This window comes from Lactobacillus porci (assembly GCF_009695985.1).
Lineage (GTDB): Bacteria > Bacillota > Bacilli > Lactobacillales > Lactobacillaceae > Lactobacillus > Lactobacillus absianus.
Genome location: NZ_VUMX01000004.1, coordinates 25,598 through 48,879 on the forward strand (window position 1 = coordinate 25,598; position 23,282 = coordinate 48,879).

The 23,282-nt window shown below is 51.0% G+C and carries 19 protein-coding genes and 1 other annotated feature (1 of these 20 cut by a window edge); of the genes, 13 read left to right on the top strand and 6 right to left on the bottom strand.

Features of this window, described 5'->3' with window-relative positions; all coding sequences use genetic code 11:
• Positions 1-184 (bottom strand) — a binding site (T-box leader); it reaches 32 nt to the left of the window's first position.
• Between the two features lie 148 nt (positions 185-332).
• The gene (locus tag FYJ62_RS02220; protein WP_154547311.1) at positions 333-1,082 is read left to right on the top strand and encodes a class I SAM-dependent methyltransferase; all 750 of its coding nucleotides are present in this window, start codon (positions 333-335) and stop codon (positions 1,080-1,082) included.
• A 61-nt stretch (positions 1,083-1,143) separates the two neighbouring features.
• On the opposite strand, the gene FYJ62_RS10720 is transcribed toward FYJ62_RS02220, so the two are convergent.
• Positions 1,144-1,299 (bottom strand): hypothetical protein, encoded by a 156-nt coding sequence (locus FYJ62_RS10720; protein WP_229771807.1) that lies wholly within the window; start codon positions 1,297-1,299, stop codon positions 1,144-1,146.
• Positions 1,300-1,744: 445 nt separating this feature from the next.
• On the opposite strand from FYJ62_RS10720, the gene FYJ62_RS02230 reads away from it, so the two are divergent.
• Both FYJ62_RS02230 and FYJ62_RS10585 read left to right on the top strand, forming a co-directional pair.
• Positions 1,745-2,110: a hypothetical protein gene (locus FYJ62_RS02230; protein WP_154547313.1), complete on the top strand. Its 366-nt coding sequence runs from the start codon at positions 1,745-1,747 to the stop codon at positions 2,108-2,110.
• Between the two features lie 183 nt (positions 2,111-2,293).
• Positions 2,294-3,046, top strand: coding sequence for a diguanylate cyclase domain-containing protein (locus FYJ62_RS10585; RefSeq protein WP_229771817.1), 753 nt, complete (start codon positions 2,294-2,296; stop codon positions 3,044-3,046).
• 22 nt (positions 3,047-3,068) lie between these two features.
• Here the strand turns inward: FYJ62_RS10585 and FYJ62_RS02240 are convergent, their stop codons facing one another.
• A complete protein-coding gene (locus FYJ62_RS02240) occupies positions 3,069-4,406 on the bottom strand; it encodes an MATE family efflux transporter (protein ID WP_407657286.1) in 1,338 nt (445 codons plus the stop codon).
• A 161-nt stretch (positions 4,407-4,567) separates the two neighbouring features.
• Here FYJ62_RS02240 and FYJ62_RS02245 point away from each other — a divergent pair, with 161 nt between their 5' ends.
• The 5 genes from FYJ62_RS02245 to FYJ62_RS02265 all read left to right on the top strand — a co-directional run bounded on the left by FYJ62_RS02245 (position 4,568) and on the right by FYJ62_RS02265 (position 8,214).
• Positions 4,568-4,888, top strand: coding sequence for a hypothetical protein (locus tag FYJ62_RS02245; protein ID WP_154486854.1), 321 nt, complete (start codon positions 4,568-4,570; stop codon positions 4,886-4,888).
• A 168-nt stretch (positions 4,889-5,056) separates the two neighbouring features.
• Positions 5,057-5,539, top strand: a complete 483-nt coding sequence (locus FYJ62_RS10590) for a hypothetical protein (protein ID WP_195837371.1) — start codon at positions 5,057-5,059, stop codon at positions 5,537-5,539.
• A gap of 17 nt (positions 5,540-5,556) precedes the next feature.
• Positions 5,557-5,694, top strand: a complete 138-nt coding sequence (locus FYJ62_RS02255) for a hypothetical protein (protein ID WP_154486853.1) — start codon at positions 5,557-5,559, stop codon at positions 5,692-5,694.
• Positions 5,695-5,857: 163 nt separating this feature from the next.
• Positions 5,858-6,322, top strand: a complete 465-nt coding sequence (locus FYJ62_RS02260) for a hypothetical protein (protein ID WP_154547315.1) — start codon at positions 5,858-5,860, stop codon at positions 6,320-6,322.
• Between the two features lie 260 nt (positions 6,323-6,582).
• A complete protein-coding gene (locus FYJ62_RS02265; protein ID WP_154547317.1) occupies positions 6,583-8,214 on the top strand; it encodes a peptide ABC transporter substrate-binding protein in 1,632 nt (543 codons plus the stop codon).
• A 128-nt stretch (positions 8,215-8,342) separates the two neighbouring features.
• Here the strand turns inward: FYJ62_RS02265 and FYJ62_RS02270 are convergent, their stop codons facing one another.
• Together FYJ62_RS02270 and FYJ62_RS02275 are read right to left on the bottom strand one after the other, a co-directional pair.
• Positions 8,343-8,663, bottom strand: coding sequence for a helix-turn-helix domain-containing protein (locus FYJ62_RS02270; RefSeq protein ID WP_229771808.1), 321 nt, complete (start codon positions 8,661-8,663; stop codon positions 8,343-8,345).
• 100 nt (positions 8,664-8,763) lie between these two features.
• A complete protein-coding gene (locus FYJ62_RS02275; protein ID WP_154547436.1) occupies positions 8,764-10,629 on the bottom strand; it encodes a PTS sugar transporter subunit IIA in 1,866 nt (621 codons plus the stop codon).
• Between the two features lie 406 nt (positions 10,630-11,035).
• Here FYJ62_RS02275 and FYJ62_RS02280 point away from each other — a divergent pair, with 406 nt between their 5' ends.
• Both FYJ62_RS02280 and FYJ62_RS02285 read left to right on the top strand, forming a co-directional pair.
• On the top strand, positions 11,036-14,065 hold the full coding sequence (locus FYJ62_RS02280) for a glycoside hydrolase family 2 TIM barrel-domain containing protein (RefSeq protein ID WP_154547319.1): 3,030 nt from the start codon (positions 11,036-11,038) through the stop codon (positions 14,063-14,065).
• Between the two features lie 89 nt (positions 14,066-14,154).
• Positions 14,155-15,159, top strand: a complete 1,005-nt coding sequence (locus tag FYJ62_RS02285) for a LacI family DNA-binding transcriptional regulator (protein WP_154547321.1) — start codon at positions 14,155-14,157, stop codon at positions 15,157-15,159.
• Positions 15,160-15,405: 246 nt separating this feature from the next.
• Here the strand turns inward: FYJ62_RS02285 and FYJ62_RS02290 are convergent, their stop codons facing one another.
• Entirely contained in the window at positions 15,406-16,398 is a 993-nt protein-coding gene (locus FYJ62_RS02290) for a homoserine O-succinyltransferase (RefSeq protein WP_154547323.1), read from the bottom strand.
• 163 nt (positions 16,399-16,561) lie between these two features.
• Positions 16,562-17,995: an NADP-dependent glyceraldehyde-3-phosphate dehydrogenase gene (locus FYJ62_RS02295; RefSeq protein ID WP_154547325.1), complete on the bottom strand. Its 1,434-nt coding sequence runs from the start codon at positions 17,993-17,995 to the stop codon at positions 16,562-16,564.
• Between the two features lie 520 nt (positions 17,996-18,515).
• Between FYJ62_RS02295 and FYJ62_RS02300 the strand changes: the two genes are divergently transcribed.
• The 3 genes from FYJ62_RS02300 (at position 18,516) to FYJ62_RS02310 (ending at position 23,222) form a co-directional block, all read left to right on the top strand.
• Positions 18,516-19,601, top strand: a complete 1,086-nt coding sequence (locus FYJ62_RS02300) for a carbamoyl phosphate synthase small subunit (protein WP_154547327.1) — start codon at positions 18,516-18,518, stop codon at positions 19,599-19,601.
• Positions 19,594-22,779 carry a carbamoyl-phosphate synthase large subunit gene (carB, locus tag FYJ62_RS02305; RefSeq protein ID WP_154547329.1) on the top strand — a complete coding sequence of 1,062 codons (3,186 nt, stop codon included), beginning with the start codon at positions 19,594-19,596 and terminating at the stop codon, positions 22,777-22,779. The genes FYJ62_RS02300 and carB overlap by 8 nt, the downstream gene beginning before the upstream one ends.
• A 233-nt stretch (positions 22,780-23,012) precedes the next feature.
• A complete protein-coding gene (locus FYJ62_RS02310; protein ID WP_154547331.1) occupies positions 23,013-23,222 on the top strand; it encodes a hypothetical protein in 210 nt (69 codons plus the stop codon).
• Positions 23,223-23,282: the final 60 nt, after the last annotated feature.

A 23,282-nucleotide genomic window follows, 5' to 3' on the forward strand; every position in this document is an offset into this window, starting at 1 on the left:
TTTCGCCGTTAGGCCTTCACGCACAGATAATGCGCTGCCGCTTTAAGGGGCGGACCCCGAAACCACTAATCTCGCAGTTTCCGCTCAAAGGTGATTTTCGCACTTGGTCTGACCGCTTCTTCACACCAACCAGAAGCTCTCTGCAGGTCTCGCCAAAACTACTTTTCCTTTTCAAAGCAATGTTGTTTTGATTTCATGTCTTTTATCTTAATCCTAAATCTGAGAAAGTCAACGGTAAATGACGAAAAAGTTAAACCAAAGTTATAAATGCCAGAAGGAATTTTAACGTTGTGCTAAACTAAAACTATTAATTACGTGGAGGAAAAACAATTATGAACTATCAAGACATCAACGCTGAAACGATCGACCGCTGGGTCAAAGAAGGGTGGGAGTGGGGCAAGGCAATTGACCACGACACCTTCCAAGCTGCTATAGAGGGAAAGTGGGAGATCAAGTTAACCCCGGTTAAGTATGTCCCGCACAGCTGGTTTGGTGACTTACACGGCAAAAAGGTTCTTGGCCTAGCCAGCGGGGGTGGCCAGCAGATGCCGATCTTGACTGCCTTGGGAGCAAAATGTACAGTCCTGGACTATTCTGACCAGCAGCTGAAAAGCGAGCGCCTGGTTGCTGAGAGAGAAGGCTACGATATCGACATTATCAAAGCCGACATGACCCAGCCTTTGCCTTTTGCTGACGAAAGCTTTGACATGATTATTCAGCCAGTTGCCAACTGCTACGTTGAAAAAGTTAAGCCGATCTGGAAAGAATGCTACCGGGTTTTGAAAAAGGAAGGGGTACTCCTGGTTGGCCTGGACAACGGGATCAACTACCTGTTTGACAGCGAAGATGAAAAGTATGTCGTCAACTCTTTGCCTTTTAATCCGTTGAAAAATCCTGACCAGATGCAACAGCTGGAAAAAGATGATTCTGGCGTTCAGTTCTCTCATACCTTGGATGAACAAATCGGCGGCCAGCTGGAAGCTGGCTTTACTTTAACCAATCTCTATGAAGATACCAACGGCGAAGGCCGCCTGCACGAATTGAATATCCCGACTTTTATCGCGACCAGAAGCGTGAAATAGCAAAAGCCACCAAGTTTGAGCTTGGTGGCTTTTAATGTATCCAAAATGATTTACTTTTTTCTTATTCTTCACCATGTTCAAACTGTGACTGGTAAAGGTCGGCGTAAAAGCCCTTCTTTGCCATCAAGCTGTCATGGTTGCCAACTTCCACGATATCCCCGATCGATTCCTTCGAGAAGGGGATGCTGTGTTTTAGTATTTGATCAAAGGTGGACAAAAACAGAGTAATTTCCTAGAAAATTACTGTAATATCCCGGCTGTCAAAGGATTTTGACAAAGAAAAAAAGAAGATGTCAAAGAATATATCAGAAATGTCCTGTCTCAAAGCGCACCTATAGAGATTCCTTCTTTTGCTAAGATTAAAGACCAGAAAAAGAATGGTTATAATCAAGTAAAGTATAACTGGCGTGCTGATGGTTATAAGTATGAGGTACGTTGGCATACTAGGACGCCTGGGGCACCAATTACTGAAGGAAACACATGGCAAGTGCGTAGACATAAGCCTGGTGTTGGATTTGGCAATAATGCTAGGCCACCGGTCGATGAAGTGCTTGTTGAATCTGCTACTGGAAAGAAATGGGTACCATTTGAAATGTGGCAAGCAAGCATAGATGCCAAGACGGCAAATAGATTAACTAAAGAACAAAGGAGATTGCTGGACAATGGACACTGGTCAGATAAAAAATGATTTTACCTATTATAAAGGTTTCGAAGGTGAAGGAGAAGTGACCTTTACTTATGCAGGTCTATGTTTGCATATCTGGGATGGGTACATTTTTCAGATTGTTGGTAAGCCGCCTTTAGATGGTAAAGGCTGGCACGGCATGACCCGTGATTATAATCAGCTTGAAGGCCCATGGGATGAAGATGAGGCAGATGTCGACGCTGTAGAATATTTACAGGATTTGAAGCACTATCAAGGCAAGCACCTTGAAACAGCACAAGCTGAACAGGTGTTAAGCAGACTGATTGAGCTATTCAGGCAAGCTGCTGCCCAACACGCTTATGTTCATATTGAAGTGTATTAGTTGTTAATAGCCCGCTTTTTTTAAGGTTAGATATGCATCACAAGAATGAAAAGCCACAGTAAAATATGGAACTATCTATGCTATGCGGGCCTGGAGGAGAACGAATACTTAGCCGTTAAGGAGCGCGTCAATCGAAGCAACCTGAAGATACTCCTGTTTAGGGAAGGAATCTTTCTTTTGGCGATGATTGTTTCCGCCCTGATTGATTCAATTAAAGAGCTGTTGCCCTTTTCCAACACTTTTTCCGGCTGGTTCTATTCTGGGGAAGTGCTATACGTCAGCACGGGAATCAGCAGCCTGTTGCTCGTGCTGCTAACCCTGCTGGCTAAGTTCCGGAATTGGCCGACTTGGCCACTGGTCTGGCTTTTTTCGCTGCTATTATCCGTATACGCGATCTGGACGACCCTGCAGAATCCGTCAAGCCAAGCAACGACGGTCATGGTTTTTATGGTCTTATTGCCCACGATGTTCGTGCTTGCTCCCTGGAAACAGCTAGTGGCTATTCTGCTTTTGGTGATTATCTTTAATCTGCTGGCGTGGGAGTATAAGACGCCTGCCAGCTATACCGCTGATTCCTGGAATTCGGTCTTCTTTGGCACGGTTGGCGTGATCAGTGGCTTCTACTTTGACCGCGTCATGCTGATTGCGCTTGCCAATGAATTGGTCAGGTATTTTGGCCATGAGCTCAGCTTCCGATTTGGTGGGGATGAATTTTTGGCAGTGGCTTCGGATGAATCATTGCCTGAGGTAGAGAAGAAGTGCGACCAGCTCCTGGAGAACCTGCAAAAGCAAGGCTTTCATGTTTCTTTGGGCATTTCGCAGCAAAGGGTTGATCAGCTGGAGCTCAAGCAGCTGCTCTTTGAAGCAGACAAGGCCATGCGGCAGGCCAAAGAAGCATACTATCAAGATACGGAACATGACCGCCAGGCGCGGTAATGTTTCCCAGCAAAAAACCGGCTTAACAGCCGGCTTTTTCTTTTGCTTCCAAGCGCTGCAGCTCTTTGATCACTAAGACGGCCGAGCCCAGGACGCAGATGATTCTGGCGCCTAATTCCGCGCTCCAAAAGGCATTCGTTCCTAAAGGCGCCAGCAGCCGCCAGTTGACGGCCAGCTTCAGTCCCAGTTCGCCCAAGTTGCAGTAGAGGTATTCCTTCATCAAAACCATGCTTCTGAGCAGGCCTTCATTCATAAATTTGAAGATCGAGAAGAGCTGGATGCCAACGAAGGCAAACAGGTAGATCTTAAAGAATCCATAGGCCGCCTGGTTTTGCCCAGGGTCAAAAAAGAGACTGGCTAAGGCGCGGCAGGCGAAGACAGACAAGGCTGAGCTGGCCAGCCAGTAGATCAGGGAGAGCCGGCAGCAGTAGCGGTAGACGGCCTTGACGGCGGCGAACTTTTTGCCAGCCAGGAGCTGGGCCGTCAGCAGGGTCAGGGTTTGGGCAAAGCCAACCAGGACGATCCGGGCCAGACTCATGAACTTGACGATGGCCACGTAGCCCAGGATGGCTTCCTGGCCAAAGGGATTGACCCAAGCTTGGACCAGGGTCGCGCCAAAGGTAATCGCGAATTGCTGAAAAATGGTCGGCAGGGCGATGTGCAGGATGGACTTGATCTTTTTTAAAGAGAGGTCGGGCTTTAAGGAGACCGGCTTTGCTTCCTGCCGGTCCATTTTGGCCAACAGCCAAAGGGTGACCAGCATCATTGCTCCTTGAGCCAATACCGTGCCCAAGGCCGAACCCAGCACGCCCAGCTGCAGGCCAAGGATGAAGAACAGGTTCAAAAGCAGGTTTAAAAGGCTGGATCCGGCCAGGAGGTAGAAGGAGACCTGGGCCCGCTCATTGGAAATCAGGATAGCGCGGCCAACGTCATAGATGTAGATGATCGGCAAGGCAAATAAATAGACCCGGCCATAGAGTAGAGCATCCCCCATCATGTTTTCAGGCAGAGAAACCGCCTTAAAAAGGGATGGCAGGGAGAGCCACGCGATGACGACCAGGATCAAGCCGCTGATCGCGGAAAGGCAGAGGGTGTCACGGGCAACGGCGGCTTTTTCCTGATTGCGGCCGGCTCCTAAGAGACGGGAGACCATCACGTCGACTGCCATTTCAAAGCCGCCTGAAACTACCAGGAAGAGCATGATAATGTTGGCCGCGTTCCCGACGGCCCCAAGCTGTCTGGCTCCCAGGAAGCGGCCGATGATGGCCATGTCAACCACGCTGTAGAGCTGCTGGACCAGGAATTCGCTGATCATCGGCAAACTAAAGGCCCAGACTTTTCGTTTCAGTTCTTCTGTCATTTTTTTGCCTGCTTTCTTTAAACTTCTGCTTTAAGCGTAAACTGTGACCTTAGGTTATAGTCAAGAGGGAGGAGAAATTTTCTAATTGCATGGGAAATCAGGTAAAATTGTGGACGTCAAAGGATTTTGACATCGCTAAAAGAATTTAGGAGGAGTACGCAATGAGTCTGCTTGTCTTATTTGGCCTGGCCATCCTGTTAGTCGGAATCGCCTTTACCTGGTATCAGCTCTACCATTTGCTGGCTCTGGATGCTGATCTGCGGGGGATTTCTCACCCCAAAGGGACTGCCTTTTTCTTGAGCAACGGTCAAAGAGGAGAGGGCTTGCTGGCCTACCTGCTTTACCGGAAAAGATTCCCGCTGACCCGGATCAGCCCGGAAAAACAAGCCCGCAGCCTGCGGCTCAAGAAAATGGCTTGTGTGGGGATTGCCATCATGGCTGTTGGAGCCTGCGTGACCGTAATCGGTCTGAGCATTTTGTAAAAGAAAAACGATTAACATAACATTTGATATGAAAGACTGCCGCTGACAGTCTTTTTTCGCTAAAGCCTTTTCATGCTTGGCAGCAAGCGATATAGTTAAAGTAGTTGTTATGTTTATGTATTCTAATCTTGGGGAGAGAATCGAATTTGAGGAAAGGACTGAAACAGAATGAACAGAAAAATTTTGACCTTCATTGGCTGCTTGTCATTGGCTGCCATGGCTGCTAGTCCGGTGCAAGCCAGCTATCTTAGCGGCTATGAATACGGGGATGCAGCCAACAAGAAGGTTGTAGTCACCAAGAGCATGCCAGTTTACCGGATCAAGACCGGCTCGTGTGAAGCCAAGAACCGCTTTTACGCTGCTGGGAAGGTCAAGAAAGGCACTGTGCTCTACCGTTCACAGTGGTTTATGGCAACAGGCTGCGGCTGGGTCATCAAGAACAGCCAGTACAAGCCGGGGAAACGCCGCTTCTACTTTGTGCAAGCTCCGGAAAAGACCAAGTGGTTCAAGGCTTACAAGGCAACTAAGAAAACGACCAAGAAGAAAGTCGTCAAGAAGTCCGCAAAGAAGGCGGTTCAAAAGAGCAGAAAGAAAGCTGTCAAGAAGACTGCCAATAAGCCAGCGTCCAAGAAAAACGCCGCAAAGCCATAAGACTTTATTGCCAGGATTTGCCAAAGGGAACCAAGTACGAAATTAAAGACGACTATGACTGTGATGATGAATCCAACAGCTACGTGACGGTCGAGGCAACCTTCCCGGACGGAACGGTTTGGCATTCACCGATGTTTCTGCTCTGTTTCAAGTAGTCCAGTCAGTTGCAACAAGTCGCGCGTCCTAAGGGACACGCGACTTTTCTTTATTTTTTGGAAAAGGTCTTAAGTAACCGTAAAAGATACGCAGAAAGCATGAAAAGCCGGCAAAAAGAGCATAGGATAAATGCAAACATTGCGAATTAGAAAGAGAGTGCTCATGGAAAATAAAAAGTACCAACGCTCACTTATCCCAAAATCCTTTACCAGCAAAACAAACGAGATTGATCGCCGTAAGCTTCAGCAAATCGGCCGCGTCTGCGGCTGGGCGGCTGCCGCTGCCAACATCCTCGCGGCCGGCTATGCCTTGCTGACTCAGCCAGTCTGGGCGAAAGTCACTGTCGCGGCGCTTTCAGTCTTGCTGCTGGGCATGTTGATCTGCAGCTTTTTCATCTTCAAAGTTTTCTTTGAGCCCGCGAGTGAGTCGGGCACCAGTCCCATCGACCTCCGCCTTGACGCGCGAGTCGTGCCGGCCTTGACCATCTTGGCATCAATAAGCAGCGTCCTGCTGCTAGCGCGGGGCGGTGCTTTGGCTGGAATCAACCTAACGGCTTTTGCTTTGACGACAAGCGCCTGTCTCTATATCGTCTGGACGACTTCCCGTCTTGCTCTTGCCAAAAAATAAATATCTAAGCCGCCAGCGCCGCATTGCCGATTTCCCGGGGATGCGGCGCTTTTTGACATAATAAAATTAAGCTAAATCGGAAAATCACTGAATAAAATAAGTCTGCTCCCCAGGAGAAATTGCTAAAGTTTTGAATATTCTTGAAAAGATTGCAAGTACTTGCGTATGCTTCTAAATGAAAATATAATTAAAACAAGCTTAAAGGCTATCTCTTTAACGAACTGTGATGACGAAAATAGTGTAAGTAGGGGGACGAGACGATGAAACTTCCTAAAAATATTGGCCAAGCGGCTGGCGTTTGCCTGGCCGCGCTCGCGTTAACGGCCTGCGGCTCTTCAAAAGCCGGCTCTTCTAGCAAGAAGACCCTGTACTGGACCACCGGGTCAGAAATTCCAACCATGGACCTGTCCAAGGCGACTGACTCAGTCTCCTTCACGCAGATCTCCAACACTTTTGAAGGCTTGTACCGCTTGGGCAAGGACTCAAAGATTACCCCAGGCTTGGCTACTTCCGAAAAAGTCTCCAAAGACGGGAAGACCTATACTTTTACCCTGCGCAAGGGCGATAAGTGGTCTAACGGCGATCCGGTGACGGCTAAGGACTTCGTCTACTCCTGGCAGCGGACGGTCAACCCCAAGACTGAATCTGAATACTCCTACCTCTTCTCGGGAATCAAGAATGCCGACAAGATCGTTGCCGGCAAGAAGCCAGTCTCCAGCCTTGGCATCAAGGCCGTCGGCAAGTACAAGCTGGTCGTAGCTTTGGAACGGCGGATTCCATACTTCAACAAGCTGATGGGATTCGCGGTCTTCTTCCCGCAAAACGAAAGAGCGGTCAAGAAGTTTGGCTCTAAGTACGGGACGGCCTCAAAGTACATGGTTTACAACGGTCCTTACGTTCAAAAAGGCTGGACTGGGTCCAACCTTTCCTGGAAGATGGTCAAAAACAAGAACTACTGGGACAAGGGCAAGGTCAAGCTGGACCAGATCAGCTGGAGCGTGCAGAAGTCAACGACGACTTCCTACAACCTCTACCAGTCAAAGAAGCTGGACGCGACCTCGCTTGATTCTTCACAAATCAAGCAGCTGAAGAATAACAAGGCTTTTACCTCGCTTCCGCTGGGTGCCACCTTCTACATGGAATTCGGTCAAGGCAAGGGCGGCAGCAGCTACGTCAAGAACGCCAACATCCGCAAGGCCTTGGCCTTGGCGATTGACCGCAAGGGTCTGGTTTCAACGATTGACGGCGGGGCCAGCCAGCCGGCCAACACTCTGACGGCCAAGGATTTGACCAAGGTTGACGGCAAAGACTACACCAGCCTGGTTTCAAGCAGCGCCAAGAGCCTTTACCCAGCCAGCGGCGACAAGGCCTTGGCCAAGAAGTACCTGGCTAAGGGCTTGAAGGAACTGGGCAAGAGCAAGATCAAGCTGACCTTGATTTCCAGCGACACTGACAGCGCCAAGAAGACGGCCGAAGCCATCCAGTCAAACGTTGAATCCGCTCTGCCGCAAGTCAAGGTCGAAGTCAACAGCGTGCCATTCAAGACTTTGCTTAATCGTTTGGCCAGCCACAACTTCCAACTGGGCCTGATCGACTGGATTGCCGATTTTGCCGACCCAATTTCCTTCTTGGATCTGTTCACGACTGGCAACAGTCAAAACGACGGGCAATGGTCAAACAGCGAATATGACAAGCTGATCGCTGATTCAAAGACGACTGCCTCAACCAGTCAACGCTGGAGCGACCTGAGCAAGGCAGAAGATATTCTGCTTGATGATGCCGGTATTTGCCCGCTTTACTACTCAACCAGCGTCATGCTAGTTCGGCCGAACGTTAAGAAGGCTTACTCCACCCGAGGCAACTGGGACTTCAAGGAAACGTATCTGAAATAGTTGCCAATACTCGATCCAATGTCATAAGCTGAGACATTGATTTTTCAGGAATCAACTTCAAAAAAATCCTCCACAATCACTAGTTGCTGCGATTGTGGAGGATTTTAGTTTATATTCTCAATAAAAAATCAGTCGTTTTTTGAATTCAAGAGGCGGCGGACGATCTTCATTTCAGATTCCGGCACTTTCTGCCCCTTGTACATGAAATCGATTTTGTTTTGAGACAGATCAACGGTTGGCAGCTGGTTGCTGCGGCCAATCAAATAATCTACCGTTACCCCGTAGAGGTCGGCCATTTGGCTTAGCCGGTCGATGTCGGGCTCCCGGAGCCCGTATTCCCAGTTGGAATAAGTTGACGTGCCAACGCCTAAGCGCTTGGCAGTCTCCGTCTTGGTCCACGCTCGCTGCTCGCGCAGTTCCTTTAGGCGTGACGGCATCTTTGCATACATCTGAACACTCCCTTCCTGCACTCATGTAGAAGAATATATCATAAATAACCGCGACCTCAAGAGGGGCGCGGTTATTTAACACATTTGTCACATTTTTTCACTACTTGACGGTAACCTGCATAATCTCTTCGCCTGACTTGGTCTCGCGCGGAGCCACGTCTTCAAAGTGCAGCAGACGCTGCGGCTGGGTGAAGAGGATAATCACCGTGTCATCGTATCCGCGCTCCTTAATCAGGTCGCGGTCAAATTCCATCAGCAGCTGGCCCTTTTCAACCTTCTGCCCGTCGGTGTAGTAGCTGTTGAAGCCTTCACCGCGCAGGTTGACGGTGCCAAGTCCAATGTGGATTAAGGCTTCCAAGCCATTGTCTGATTCCATGCCCAAGACATGCTTGGTCGTAAAGGTGAAGCGGACGGTCCCGGTGAATGGCGCGTAGATCTTGCCTTCGCTTGGCTTGATGGCGAAGCCTTCACCGTGCTGGGGCACGAAGCTATCCGGCAGAGAGGAGAGGGGCTTGAGCTGCCCAGTGACTGGAGCGTCAACTTCAGTCGTCCCAGCCTTGCCAGTGCTGGTTGGGTCAACGCTCAGCTTTTCCTGCAGCTGGTTGACGATCTCGGCATGCTTCTTTTCGGTCAAGGTAACCTTCTTGTCGAACACAATCAGGGCCAGGATTGCCAAGACCAGTGGAATGATGAAGGCAAAACTCTTGAAAGTGTGGATGCTGGCCGAGGTCATGTCAGCTGCGGTTGCTGCTCCCGTCATGCCGCAGGTAACGGCGATGAAGCTGACCAGGCCGTTTGAAAAGGCCCCGGTCAGTTTGTCGATCATTGGCCGCACGGCCAAGGTAACGGCTTCATTTCTTTCGCCATTCTTCAGTTGGCCGTATTCAATCGCGTCAGTCAAGGTCAAGACCGTTACTAGCTGGGCAAAGGAGAAGTTGAGCAAGGCGATCGCGATGATCAACAAGGCCAGGTTGCTGCTGAAGAAAATAAAGATGATGTAGGACAGGATCATGCAAACCTGTCCAATTGTAAAGAGCCACTTGCGCGGAATGAATTTATTGAGAATTGGGTACAAAGGCGAGGTGCAGAAGGAAATGATCGTTGCGACCACGCCAACCAGTGAATATGACTCCGGCTTGTCCAAGATGAACTTGAAGAAGTAGAACAAGACGCCGTTAGTGATGACGTTAGCCAATGAGAAAAGGAAATAGCCTAAAGATGCCCAAAGGATCTGGTCATTGTGGGCCAAGGCCAAAAGCACGTCTTTGATGCTGGTCTTCTTCTTGTTGGCCGCCCGGCGGATCAGGTTGTCCTTTTCCTGGGTGCCGATGGCCGTGATGAACATGCAGACGATGGTCAATAAGGAAATAATCACGGCAAAAGCCAGCCAGCCGCTTGGACCTTCTTCATGCTTGCCGGTAGCCTTGAAAGTGAAGTAGGTTACCAGGGGAACGACGATGATGGTCAGGCCGTTCCAGCCGATCGTCCCCGTGAAGTTACCCAGGGAGGTGTAGACCCCACGCTCACGGCTGTCTTCACTCAAAGCCGGCACCATCCCCCAGTAGGAAACGTCAGAGAAGGAGTAGAAGATGTCCAGGGTGATAAAGATGATGACGAACAGGATGGAAAACAGCACCCAGTTGCTGTTGGCCAGGCCGAAGATCCCCGTAAAGAGGACAATCATCAGCACGGAGCTGATGACAGTCCCGGCCAGGATCCAGGGCTTGAACTTGCCCCACTTGGAGTGGGTGTTGTCGACCACGTTCCCGATCAACGGATCGATGGCAATTTCGGCTATTCTGACGACGACAATCAAGGTGGTAATCAGGTAGATCAACTTGTTGGCAATCGCGTTTGGCAGGCCGCTGAACAGCCCGCTGGTCACGAAGATAATGAAGTAGTTGGACAAGAGTCCATAGAAGGCGGCATGGCCCAGATTCCCCATCGCGAAGGAGAAGCGGGACATGAGCCCTTTGGATTTCACATTGCGGTTCACGAGTATACCTCCATTTTGTTTGCTGTAATCGCTTTACTTGTTTACGAAATGGATTATAGCCGGAAATTTGTCAAAAGTAAACAGTTTTAGTAAACAATTTACCAGAAAGTGCTTAGGGTGGGTTGGAACCTGGTCGCCGATGGCTTAAAAAAAGCGGGTGGATTTTGGCGGCTTTGCGGTTGCTTGTTAATCGCAAAATAAGGAAAGAAACCGAATTTCACCCAAAAAAAGCAAGCCGTGTAGAGAGCAGTTGCTATTCAGAGCTTAGTAAAATATTTACTAAAAACACTTGCAAAAACAAACTGACCAAGCTATGATATTGGCTGTAAGCGAGAACTAGCAATCAAGCAAGACATTACTAGAAAGAGGCAATAAAATGGGGAAAACAGCAGAAAAGCCTGAATTTGCATGGCTCAGCGATCCAGAAGTGTTCGCGGTGAATACTTTACCGGCTCATTCGGATCACCAATACTTCTTGAATGAAGCAGAAGCCGAAAGGGGACACAGCAGCCTGAAGCAGTCGCTTAATGGGGCCTGGCGCCTGGTCTGGAGCAAGAGCCCTGAGCTCAGGAGCCGGCGCTTCTATCAAATGGGCTTTGACGAAAGCGGCATGGACACGGTTGAGGTTCCAAGCAATTTGGAAGTTCTTGGCTATGGCCAGCCGCAATACGTCAACATTCAATACCCATGGGACGGGAGCGAGGAAACCGGGCTGAAGACGCCGCTGCGGGACAATCCGGTTGCCGGCTACGTCAAACACTTCACTTTGGACAAGGGCTTAAGCGGCAAGCGGGTCATTCTCAGCTTCCAAGGCGTGGCAACGGCCATGTACGTCTGGCTCAACGGCACCTTTGTCGGCTACAGCGAAGACTCTTTTACGCCTAGCGAGTTTGACGTGACCGACTGCCTGCAGGAAGGCGACAACAAGTTGGCGGTTGAAGTCTTCAAATATTCTTCAGCCAGTTACCTGGAAGACCAGGACTTCTGGCGCCTGTCCGGCATTTTCCGGGATGTTGACCTGTATGCCATTCCGCTTGCGCATATCCAAGACCTTCAAGTAGCCAGCACGCTTGAAAATGACTACCGCGAAGGCAAACTGACGGTTCAGTACCAAGCCGCGGGGCAGGCAGACCAAGTTCTCCTGCGCCTTTACGACTTGGACGGGCAGGTCTATGACAGCCAGGCAAATGGCTTTGCCGCAACTGGCACTTTCGTCATGGACCACTTGCCGGTCAAGGCCTGGAGCAGCGAGCAGCCAATCCTGTACAAGGCTGAATTGGTGCTTGAAGACAGCGGCCGGGTCCTGGAGGTCGTCCCGCTCAAGCTGGGCTTTCGGACTTTCGAAATCAAGAACCGCTTGATGCTGCTGAATGGCAAGCGAATCGTCTTCAAAGGCATCAACCGGCATGAATTCGACTGCCGCCGGGGCCGGGCAGTGACTGAGGAGGACATGCTTTGGGACATCAACTTCCTGAAGCAGCACAACATCAATGCCGTCAGAACTTCGCACTATCCAAACCAGTCGCGCTGGTATGAGCTTTGTGACCAATACGGGATCTATTTGATTGATGAGGTCAACCTGGAAAGCCATGGGAGCTGGAACAAGCTGACCAAGGTGGAGCCTTCCTGGAACGTGCCCGGCAGCAAGCCGGAGTGGCTGGCGAACGTCATGTTCAGAGCCAACAACATGTTCCAAAGGGACAAGAACCACCCGGCCATCTTGATCTGGTCCTTGGGCAATGAAAGCTACGCTGGCGATGATCTGGCAAAGATGGGCGAGTTTTTCAAAAAGAACGACCCTGGCCGGGTCGTTCACTATGAGGGGGTGACCTGGAACCGGGACTATGACTTTATCACCGAAGTAGAAAGCCGGATGTACGCCAAGCCAAAAGAGATTGAAGAATATCTGACTGCCAACCCGCCGAAGCCATTCATTTCCTGTGAGTATGCACACGCGATGGGAAACTCGACGGGCGGGTTGCAGCTTTACACGGCACTTGAGAAGTATCCGCAATACCAAGGCGGCTTCATTTGGGACTATATTGACCAGGGATTGCTGACCAAGAACAGCCAGGGGCAAGAGTACCTGGCATACGGCGGGGACTTTGACGACCGTCCAAATGACGGCGAGTTCTGCGGCAATGGCATCGTCTTTGCCGACCGGACGCCTTCACCAAAGGCCCGGACGGTGAAAGAGTTGTACAGCAGCTTGAAAATGACCATCAACGCGAAGGGCATCACGATCAAGAATGATAACCTGTTCGTGGATACGAGCGGCTATGATTTCGTCTTGACCCTGCTTTGCGATGGCCGGCCAGCTGCTGAATATCATTATAATTTGAACATTGTGGCACAAGATAAGCAGAATCTGCCATTGCCAAAGGCGCCGGAATTGACTGGTGAATTGGTTTGGCACCTGGATGCCCGCTTAAAGGAAGACCAGCCTTGGGCAAGCAGTGGCTTTGTCGTGGCCAGCGCCGAATACCTGGTGCCTGAAACGCACGCAAAGAAGCAAGCGTCAGCAGAATTGCCTGACTTCCGGATCATTAACGGCGACTTCAACCTGGGCGTTTGGGCAAACGGCGTCAAGGCCTTGTTCAGCAAGGACAAGGGCGGCTTGATTTCCCTCAAATATGCTGATCGCGAGCTGATCAAACAGAAGCCGCGCCTGACCTTCTGGCGCGCCTTGACTGACAATGACCGCGGCGCCGGCTACGGCTTTGACAAGGCAATGTGGGAGAATGCCGGCAAGTTTGCCAAACAGACTGACTTCAAGCTGGAGCTGACCGAAACTGGCGCGAGAATCAGCTATGATTTCCTGCTTCCTGTCGGGAAAGACTTGCAGGTCAAGGTTGCCTATACGGTTGACCGGACGGGGACAATCGGCGTCAAAGCCGTCTTCCCAGGCGCCGCAGGGCTGCCTGGCCTGCCAGAGTTTGGCTTGGAACTTGCCTTGCCGCATGACTTTAACCATTTCGCATATTACGGCAAGGGACCAGAAGAAAACTATCTTGACCGGCAAGCTGGATCCTTCTTGGGGATCTGGACTTCCTCAGCCGCTGAAAACGTGGCCAGATATCTGCGCCCGCAGGAAACCGGCAATCGGGAGGGACTGCGCAAGCTGGCGATTTATGACCAGCAAGGAAGCGGTGTAGTCTTTAGCTCTGCTGCTAAACCTTTCTCAGGTAGCGTTCTTCCTTACAGCACCGCGCAATTGGAAGCGGCTGACCACTGGTTTGACCTGCCCGATTCCGAGTACACCTGGGTCAAGCTGCTGGCCGCCCAAATGGGCGTCGGCGGTGATGACTCCTGGGGTGCGCCAGTCCATGACGAATATCTTCTGCCAAGCAGCAAGTCTTACGAACTGAACTTTACTATTTCGCCTTTCTCACATCAGCTAGCTTGACACTTGACTAGTTTGAAACTTCTAATTATGCTAAATTTAAATTAGTGAATTATTCCTTATTCCAATCGAGAGAAAAGAGCAGGGTGAAGATGGCAACTATCCGGGATCTGGCCAAGCGGGCTGGCGTATCGCCAGCAACCGTGTCACGCATTTTGAATTATGATTCGACTCTATCCGTCAGCGATGAGACCCGCAACCGCGTTTTTCAGGCAGCGGAAGACTTGAACTATACCAAGCATCTTTCCAAGAAATACCAGCGTTTTAGCGGCAAGACGGCAGCAATCGTCTTGTGGTGCGACCCTGAGGAAGAGCTCAACGACTTGTACTACTATTCCATCCGCTTGGGAATTACTGAGCGGCTGACAGAATTAGGCCTTAAACATGAACTCCTTTACGCCGGCGCTAACTGGGAGGAGCTGGATAAGTACGCTGGGGTGATCGTGATCGGCAGCGATCAGTATTCGGCTGGCCAGATGTCAATTCTTAGGCAGCTGCCAGGACCGGTCGTCTTCGTTGACAGCAATCACCTGGAGGATGGCTTTCCGAGCGTCTATTCAGACTTCCGCAGCGCCGTTGAAGAAATCGTTGATCACTTCATTCAGACTGGCCGGACCAAGATTGGGATGCTGGCGGGGGACTTGAGCGATCACTATGACAAGGACAACCTGACCGATTTCCGCTTTCGGAATTTCAAACGCTACGCTCAGGCGAAGGATCTGTATCAACCAGACTGGATTATCGTTGGCGCCTTTACTTCAGAAACTGGGTATGAGGCGATCAAGCTGGCCTGGCCAAAACTGGCTGAAAAGCCGAACTGCCTGCTGGTGGCCAATGATGCCATGGCAATTGGCGCTTTGAAAGCCTTCCGGGAACTGCATGTCCGCGTTCCCGAAGACGTTAGCATGATTTCCTTCAACGACACGACCGTTGCGCAATTTGCCAATCCTGCCTTGAGCAGCGTGAAAGTGGAGACCAATGAGATGGGCAAGAGGGCAGCCGAAGTCCTCTTGAACCGGTTAGAGCAGCCAGACCGCCTGCCATACGCTCTGCAGCTTTTGACCAAACTGATATTACGCCAGAGCAGCATTAACTAATACAAGAAACTATTTTTTGAATGATTGCACACTTTTGACAATAATGACTTGCAGTCATGGATTGGCGGCTGATCGCTTCGGCAAAGCCATGGACCGGAAAAGATAAAACAGATGACACTAAAACTTAAGATCTTGACTAAGATGAAGAATTCAATTATTACTACTTTCACCCTGATTTATTAGAAATCAAAACAAAAAAGGGGGATGCGGCCGCTAGCGGCTGCATCCCTCTTTTGGTGCTGATTATTAATTTTGTCTTTTGCTTTCTGCTTCGCGTCCGGCCTTTGTTCCTTGCAGGTAGCCATGGAAGGGAACCCCTTCGCGCAGGAGCTGGAGGTCATATGGGGTTTCCTGGTAGACGGCATAGTTGATCCAGTTGCTGAAGAAGGTTGAGGCGGCCAGGTTCCAGACCATGCGCGGCTTTTGTCTGGGATCGTCATTTGGAAAGTAGTTGACCGGCATGATTGGCTCAAGTCCGGCCTTTAAATCCCGCTGATATTCGTTGGCCAAAGTGTCGCGGGAGTATTCCAGATGCCCAAAGCTGTAGATCTGCCGCATGTCAGGCGTAGACGCGATTGAGACGCCGACGGCGGGGCCTTGGGCCAGGATCTCCAGATCCGTATTTTGCTCAACGTCATCAGGACGGGTCGTCGTATAGCGTGAATGCGGGCACTTATAGACGTCGTCAAAGCCTTGAAGCAGGGGATTGCGGGATTCCAGGTTGATGAACTGCTCGTAAATCCCGGAAAGCTTCTCTGGCCGGGGGTTCTTGTCGATCCCATAGTGGTAGTAGATGCCAGCCTGAGCACCCCAGCAAAGGTGCAGGGTTGAATAGACGTGGGTCTTGGACCATTCGAAGATGCCGCACAGTTCATCCCAGTAGTCGACTTCCCTGAAAGGCAGGGTCTCAACCGGCGCGCCAGTGACGATCATTCCGTCATAGCGCTTGTCCTTGACGTCGTCGAAAGTCTTGTAGAAAGTCTTCAGGTAGTCGTTTGACGTGTTCTTGGAATGGTGGCTGGCCATATAGAGGAAGTCAACCTGCAGCTGCAGGGGGGTGTTGGCCAAGTGGCGCAAGAGCTGGACTTCAGTATTCTGCTTCTTTGGCATCAGGTTGACCACCAAAAGCTGCAGGGGACGGATCGCCTGGGTTTCGGCCCGCTCGCTGTCCATGACGAAAATATTTTCCTTGCGCAGGATATCAATGGCGGCTAATTTCTTATCTAACGTAATTGGCATATGCGGTAACTCCGTTTCTTCCTCTTATATGGTAATATTATCAATTTACCACTAGATCAAAGAAATCACTAATAGATTAAATTGATGAGATCAAAATTAAAATGAATAAACAAAGACAGACAAAAAGATCCCCGCTCTTTGAGCGGGGATCATGTGATAAATGCTAGTCTTCTTGGATGTTTAAGACGGTTGACTTAACCTTGGTCATGGCCATGATTGAGTACTTGACGCCTTGCACGCCGGCGCCAGACCCCTTAACGCCCAGGAATGGGAAGTTGTCAGGCCCACGCTGGGTCTTGTTGTTGATGTGCACGGTCCCGACTTCCAGCTTTTCGGCAATGCCGAAGGCCCGTTGCACGTTGCGGGTGAAGACGGAGCTTTGCAGACCGTATTCAGACTTGTTGGCAATTTCAACGGCTTGGTCAACGGAATCAACGCGGATGATTGGCAAGACTGGCCCGAATGGTTCCTCCCAGGCCAGGCGCATGTCAGTCGTCACCTTGTCAAAGACCATTGGATGAATCAGGTTGCCTTCGCGCTTGAACTCAGTCAGCGCTTGGGCGCCCTTTTCCTCGGCTTCTTCAATCAAGCCCTGCACGTAGTCGGCTGAGCGCGTGTTGATCAAAGGCGTAATGTCGGCGCTGGTTTCTGGCATGCCAACTTTCAGCTGCTTGACGCCATCCATGATCTTGGCAATCAGTTCGTCAGCCACGCTGTCCATGACCAAGACCCGCTTAACGGCGGTACAACGTTGGCCGGAGTAGCCAAAGGCCCCAGCCACGATGTTCTTGGCAGCCAAATCCAAGTCGGCGTCTTCCAGAACGATCGCCGCGTCCTTGCCGCCAAGCTCAAGCATGATTGGCCGCATGCCGGCCAATTTGCCGATGTTCTTGCCGACGGCGGTTGAACCAGTGAAGTTAATGAAGTTGACGGCTGGGTGCTCAACGATGTAGTCCCCGATTACCCGTCCGCGGCCAGTAATGGTGTTGAAAACGCCGGCTGGCAGGCCGGATTCGGCGAAGGCCTTGGCCAGGAGCAGGCCAGAGATTGAGCCTTGTGTAGGTGGCTTGAAGGCGACTACGTTCCCGCCCATCAGTGCTGGAGCGATCTTGGACCCAGCCAGGTTGACCGGGTAGTTGAATGGCGAGATCGCCAGGACAAGGCCAACCGGTTCATGGCGAACGATGGCGATCTTGTTCCTGCTTGCGGGATCGAAATCCCCGCCTTCCATGACTTCACCGTTCAAGGTTACGCCAACTTTGGCGGTGTAATCAACGATTTCCGCGGTTCTGACAACTTCGCCAACGGCTGACTTGAGGCCCTTGGCGATTTCCTTTGACAGGGTAGAACCGATTTCTTCAGCGTCACGGTAAAGAATGTCGGCTGCCTTTTCCAGGTACTTGGCCCGTTCAACGTATGACAGGGCACGCCAAGCAGGGAAGGCCTTCTTGGCTGCGGCGTAGACTTCATCTACGTCTTCGTGTGACATCGCGGGAACGGTCCCAAGTGACTCACCAGTGGCAGGGTTAAAGATTTCGATGCTTTCGTCGGAATCTTTCCATTCACCGTTGACATAATTAAGATAGTGCTTAGTCAAAAAAGTGACTCCTTTCGAAATAGATATAGTTTTAATTTTAATACAGCTCTCATTTATTGCAAGATAAGGAGGCAATTTTTAACGGATAATTTACAAAAAGTAAGTGATTTTGCAATTTGCAAAGCGCCACGGCTGTTTGGCGATATTTGTTTTTCCGTGAACATGCTATAAGAAATATAGAAATGTCTTTTCCTAAAATAAATTAGTTTTCCGGACTTTTGCGATTTTTCTCTTGACTTACGGGCCCAAAATTAATATAGTTAAGAAAACAAAAGAAGGACCTTTAAATTTAGTCCCGTGAGGCTAAGAAGGACTTGTCAATTGCAAACATCACCAGGGAGATATTGGATCTTCGTTCGAATCTTGAACGAAAGGACGCTGACAACCGGCCACAAGGGTGGAATGGAGCCAGCTGGGGTTTGCCATATGAGACCATCTTGGAGCACGGAACTAGAAGTGTTCAGGATGGTCTTTTTTCTTGCGAAATAGTTGATTACCATAAAAAGAGGTTTATAAAAGAATGAAACGCTATTTGGTTCTTGAAGATGGCACGGTCTTTGCCGGCACTGCCTTCGGAGCAAACGTAGAGAAATTTGGCGAAGTTGTCTTCACTACGGGGATGACGGGCTACCAAGAAGCGATTACCGACCAGTCATACGCCAAGCAGATACTGGTCTTCACCAACCCCCTGATCGGCAACTACGGGGTCAATGTGGATGACAACGAATCGATTGACCCGCAATGCAACGGGGTGGTTTGCCAGGAAGTTGCCCGCGTGGCAAGCAACTGGCGGATGCGCGATACTTTGGGACACTTCTTGGAAGAGAAGGGAATCCCAGGGATTTCCGGCGTTGATACCCGAAAGCTGACGAAGATTCTGAGAGAAGAAGGGTCTATGAAGGGCTGCCTGGTTGACTCCGACAATAAGGAAGAAGCCTTGAAGCGAATCAGCGAGCACGACTATAGCGGCTTTCTGGCACCGGTCGTGTCCACGACCAAGCCTTACCCAAACCCAGGTCCAAAGCGCAACGTGGTCTTGATCGACTACGGGGTTAAGCACTCAATCCTGCGGGAATTGTCAGCGCGTGGCTGCAACACGATCGTTCTGCCATACACGGCCAAGGCCGAAGACGTTCTGCGTCACCACCCAGACGGCGTGATGCTGTCAAACGGCCCTGGTGACCCGTCAACCATGACTGAGGCGGCCAAAATGGTCGCGGAAGTCGAAAAGCAGGTTCCAGTCTTCGGGATCTGCATGGGCCACCAGATTTTGGCTCTGGCCAATGGGGCCAAGACCTTCAAGATGAAGTTCGGCCACCGCGGCTTCAACCACCCAGTTAGAGAACTGGCCACCGGCCGGATCATGTTCACCTCGCAAAACCACGGCTACGCGATCGATCCCAAGTCAATCGATCCAGCCAAGATCGAAGTTACCCACGAAGAAATCAATGACGGCGTGATTGAAGGGATTCAGTTGAAGCAGTACCCAGCCTTCTCCGTGCAATTCCACCCGGACGCGGCTCCTGGCCCGCTGGATGCCGTTGACTTGTTCGACAAGTTCATGAAGTTGATTGATGAAGGGAAGGAAAGCAACCAAAATGCCTAAGAGAACTGATATCCACAAAATCATGGTAATCGGGTCTGGCCCAATTATTATTGGCCAGGCTGCCGAATTCGACTACTCAGGGACCCAGGCTTGCCTGGCCCTGCGCGAAGAAGGCTACGAGGTCGTCTTGGTCAACTCCAACCCGGCAACGATCATGACTGACAATGAAATTGCTGACAAGGTTTACATCGAGCCTTTGACCGTTGGCTCCTTGTCGAGAATCATCCGGCAAGAGTACCCAGACGCCATCCTGCCGACTTTGGGTGGCCAGACTGGCTTGAACATGGCCATTGCCCTGCACAAATCCGGCCTGCTGGATGAACTTGGCATCGAACTCCTGGGGACCAAGCTGGACGCGATCGACCAAGCTGAAGACCGGGAACGCTTCAAGGAATTGATGCAGAAGCTTGGCGAGCCGGTTCCGCCATCAAGAACGGTTCATGACGTTGAGGACGCAGTTGATTTCGCCAATGAAATCGGCTATCCGGTCATCGTCCGGCCCGCCTTCACCATGGGGGGCACTGGCGGCGGGATGTGCGCCAACGAAGCCGAACTGCGTGCCATCACGGCCAACGGCTTGGACCTGAGTCCGGCTACGGAATGCTTGATTGAAAAGTCAATCGCCGGCTTCAAGGAAATCGAATACGAAGTCATGCGCGACTCGGCCGACAACGCGATGGTTGTCTGCTCAATGGAAAACTTCGATCCCGTCGGCATTCACACGGGTGACTCCATCGTCTTCTCACCAACGCAAACCTTGAGCGACCGTGAATACCAAATGCTGCGGAACTGTTCTTTGAAGCTGATCCGGGCTTTGGGGATTGAAGGGGGATGCAACGTGCAGCTGGCTCTGGATCCAAATAGCTACCAATACTACGTCATTGAAGTCAACCCGCGTGTCTCTCGGTCTTCTGCCCTGGCTTCAAAGGCAACGGGCTACCCAATCGCCAAACTGGCCGCTAAGATTGCGGTTGGGCTGACTTTGGATGAGATCAAGAACCCGGTGACCAAGAAGACTTATGCGGAATTTGAACCAGCCTTGGACTACGTCGTGGCCAAGATTCCGCGCTGGCCATTTGACAAGTTCGTCAAGGCTGATCGGCACCTGGGCACGCAAATGAAGGCCACCGGTGAAGTCATGGCGCTGGGCAGAAATGCTGAAGAAGCCCTGCAAAAGGCCGTCAACTCTTTGGAAATTGACGAAAAGGACCTGTATTGCACTGACCTGGCGGACAAGTCCAAAGCTGAAGTGGACGACAAGCTCGCCCAGGCGCAAGACGACCGGCTCTTCTACATCGCTGAAGCCTTTAGACGGGGCTACAGCCTGGAAGACGTCCATGAATTGACTAAGATCAACTTCTACTTCCTGGACATCGTGAAGCATATCGTCGAAATGGAAGACGAGATCAAGGCTCACCCAAAGGACGTTGAGACTTTGCGGACGGCCAAGTATTACGGCTACGCTGACATGACTATTGCCAAATTGTGGCAGGTCAGCGAAGAAGAGGTACGCCAGTTCAGAAAGGGTGCAGGTCTTTTGCCAGTCTACAAGATGGTTGACACCTGCGCCGCTGAATTTGCTTCAAGCACGCCCTACTTCTACTCAACATACGGCCAAGAGAACGAAAGCCACAAGAGCGGGAAGAAGTCCGTCATCGTCTTGGGTTCCGGCCCAATCAGAATTGGCCAAGGGGTCGAATTCGACTACGCGACCGTCCACTCAGTCAAGGCCCTGCAACGGATGGGCTATGAAGCGATCGTCATCAACTCCAACCCAGAGACCGTTTCAACCGACTTCTCCATTTCCGACAAGCTCTACTTTGAGCCATTGACCTTGGAAAAGGTGCTTGACGTCATCGACATCGAGCAGCCAATCGGGGTCATCGTCCAATTTGGCGGCCAAACCGCCATCAACCTGGCAGAGGGCCTGAAAGAACACGGAATCAAGATCCTGGGGACCACGGTTGAAGATATCAACCGGGCTGAAGACCGGGAATTGTTTGACGAGATCATCAAGCAGCTGCACCTGCGCCAGCCAATCGGCAAGACGGCCATGAACCACGACGAAGTCATCAAGTACGCTGATGAGCTTGGCTACCCGGTTCTGGTCCGTCCATCCTACGTTTTGGGCGGTCGGGCCATGGAAATCGTCTACAACGAGAAGGAACTGGAAGACTACCTCAAGGACAATCCGCCAGCAACCAACGGCCACCCAATTCTGGTTGACACCTACTTGGAAGGCCTGGAAGGGGAAGTCGACGCGATTTGCGATGGCGAGCACGTCCTGATGCCAGGGATCATGCAGCACATTGAGCGCGCCGGCGTTCACTCCGGTGACTCAATGGCCGTCTACCCGCCGCAGCACTTCACTGAAGACGTCAAGCAACAGATCGTGGACGTGACTGAAAAGCTGGCCGTCGCCTTGAAGTGCGTCGGCATCATGAACGTCCAGTTCATCGTGCGGGGCGGTGAAGTCTACATCATTGAGGTCAACCCAAGAGCCAGCCGGACCGTGCCATTCTTGAGCAAGGTTACCGGGATTGAAATGGCCCAGGTTGCTACCCGTTGCATCATGGGCGAAAGCCTGCCTGAACAGGGCTACACCCAAGTCCTGCAACCGGAAAGCAAGGCCATCCACGTCAAGGCGCCAGTCTTCTCCTTCAGCAAGCTGGCCAACGTCGACAGTCTGCTTGGGCCGGAAATGAAGTCCACTGGGGAAGTCATGGGCAGCGACCACACCTTCTCAAAGGCCTTGTACAAGGCCTTTGAAGGCACTGGCATCCATTTGCCAAACAACGGCTCAGTCCTCTTGACGATTGAAAACAAGGACAAGGAAGCCATCCTGCCGCTGGCTGAGCGCTTCAGCAAGATCGGCTACCGGCTCTTTGCGACCGAAGGGACGGCCCAATTCCTGACTGACCGTGGCCTGCATGTGGTAACCGTGGCCAAGATCGGCGAAAAGAACTCCAAGGACTTGCCAATCTTGGATGCCATCAAGCAAGGGGATGTCGACGTGACGATCAACACGATGGGCCACGACCTTTCATCCAACTCTGACGGCTTTGTCATCCGGGAAACGGCGATCATGCACAACGTGCCAGTCTTAACCTCGCTGGACACGGTTGATGCTTTGCTCACCAGCCTGGAAAACCGGTCATTTGCTACCGAAGCCTTGTAATGCAAATAGGTAATCAAAGAAGAAATCGTCTTGGCCTGCCAAAGGCCAGGACGATTTTGCTTTTGGCGGATTTTTCTTCAAAAAAGCAGTCTGAGAGGTCTGAAAACTTTTGATAAGAAGAAAGTGCGGATTTAGGACTGACAGGTATGAAAGCGGCGTCATTCTTTTTGAAAAACGTGCTATAATATAGACAACAAGAAATAGAAGATTTATCGAAAAGAAGGCTGATATATATGAAGGCTTCTAAGAAGACCGTGAACATGGAAGACATGAACACGATGATCGCCAATGGCGTTACTCCGAAGATGGCTGACATGGCTACTGGCCTGAAGACTCCAACCCCTGTTCAAATGAGCAAGGCTGAAGCCGCCAAAGCAGAAACCAAGTCAATCTTGATCGCCAACGGCGTCGATGAAGAAATGGCCGACATGGCCTGCAACTAAACTTAATATGAGAAGACCCGTCCTGCTGCTCAGGGACGGGTCTTTTCTTGTATGCAAGTA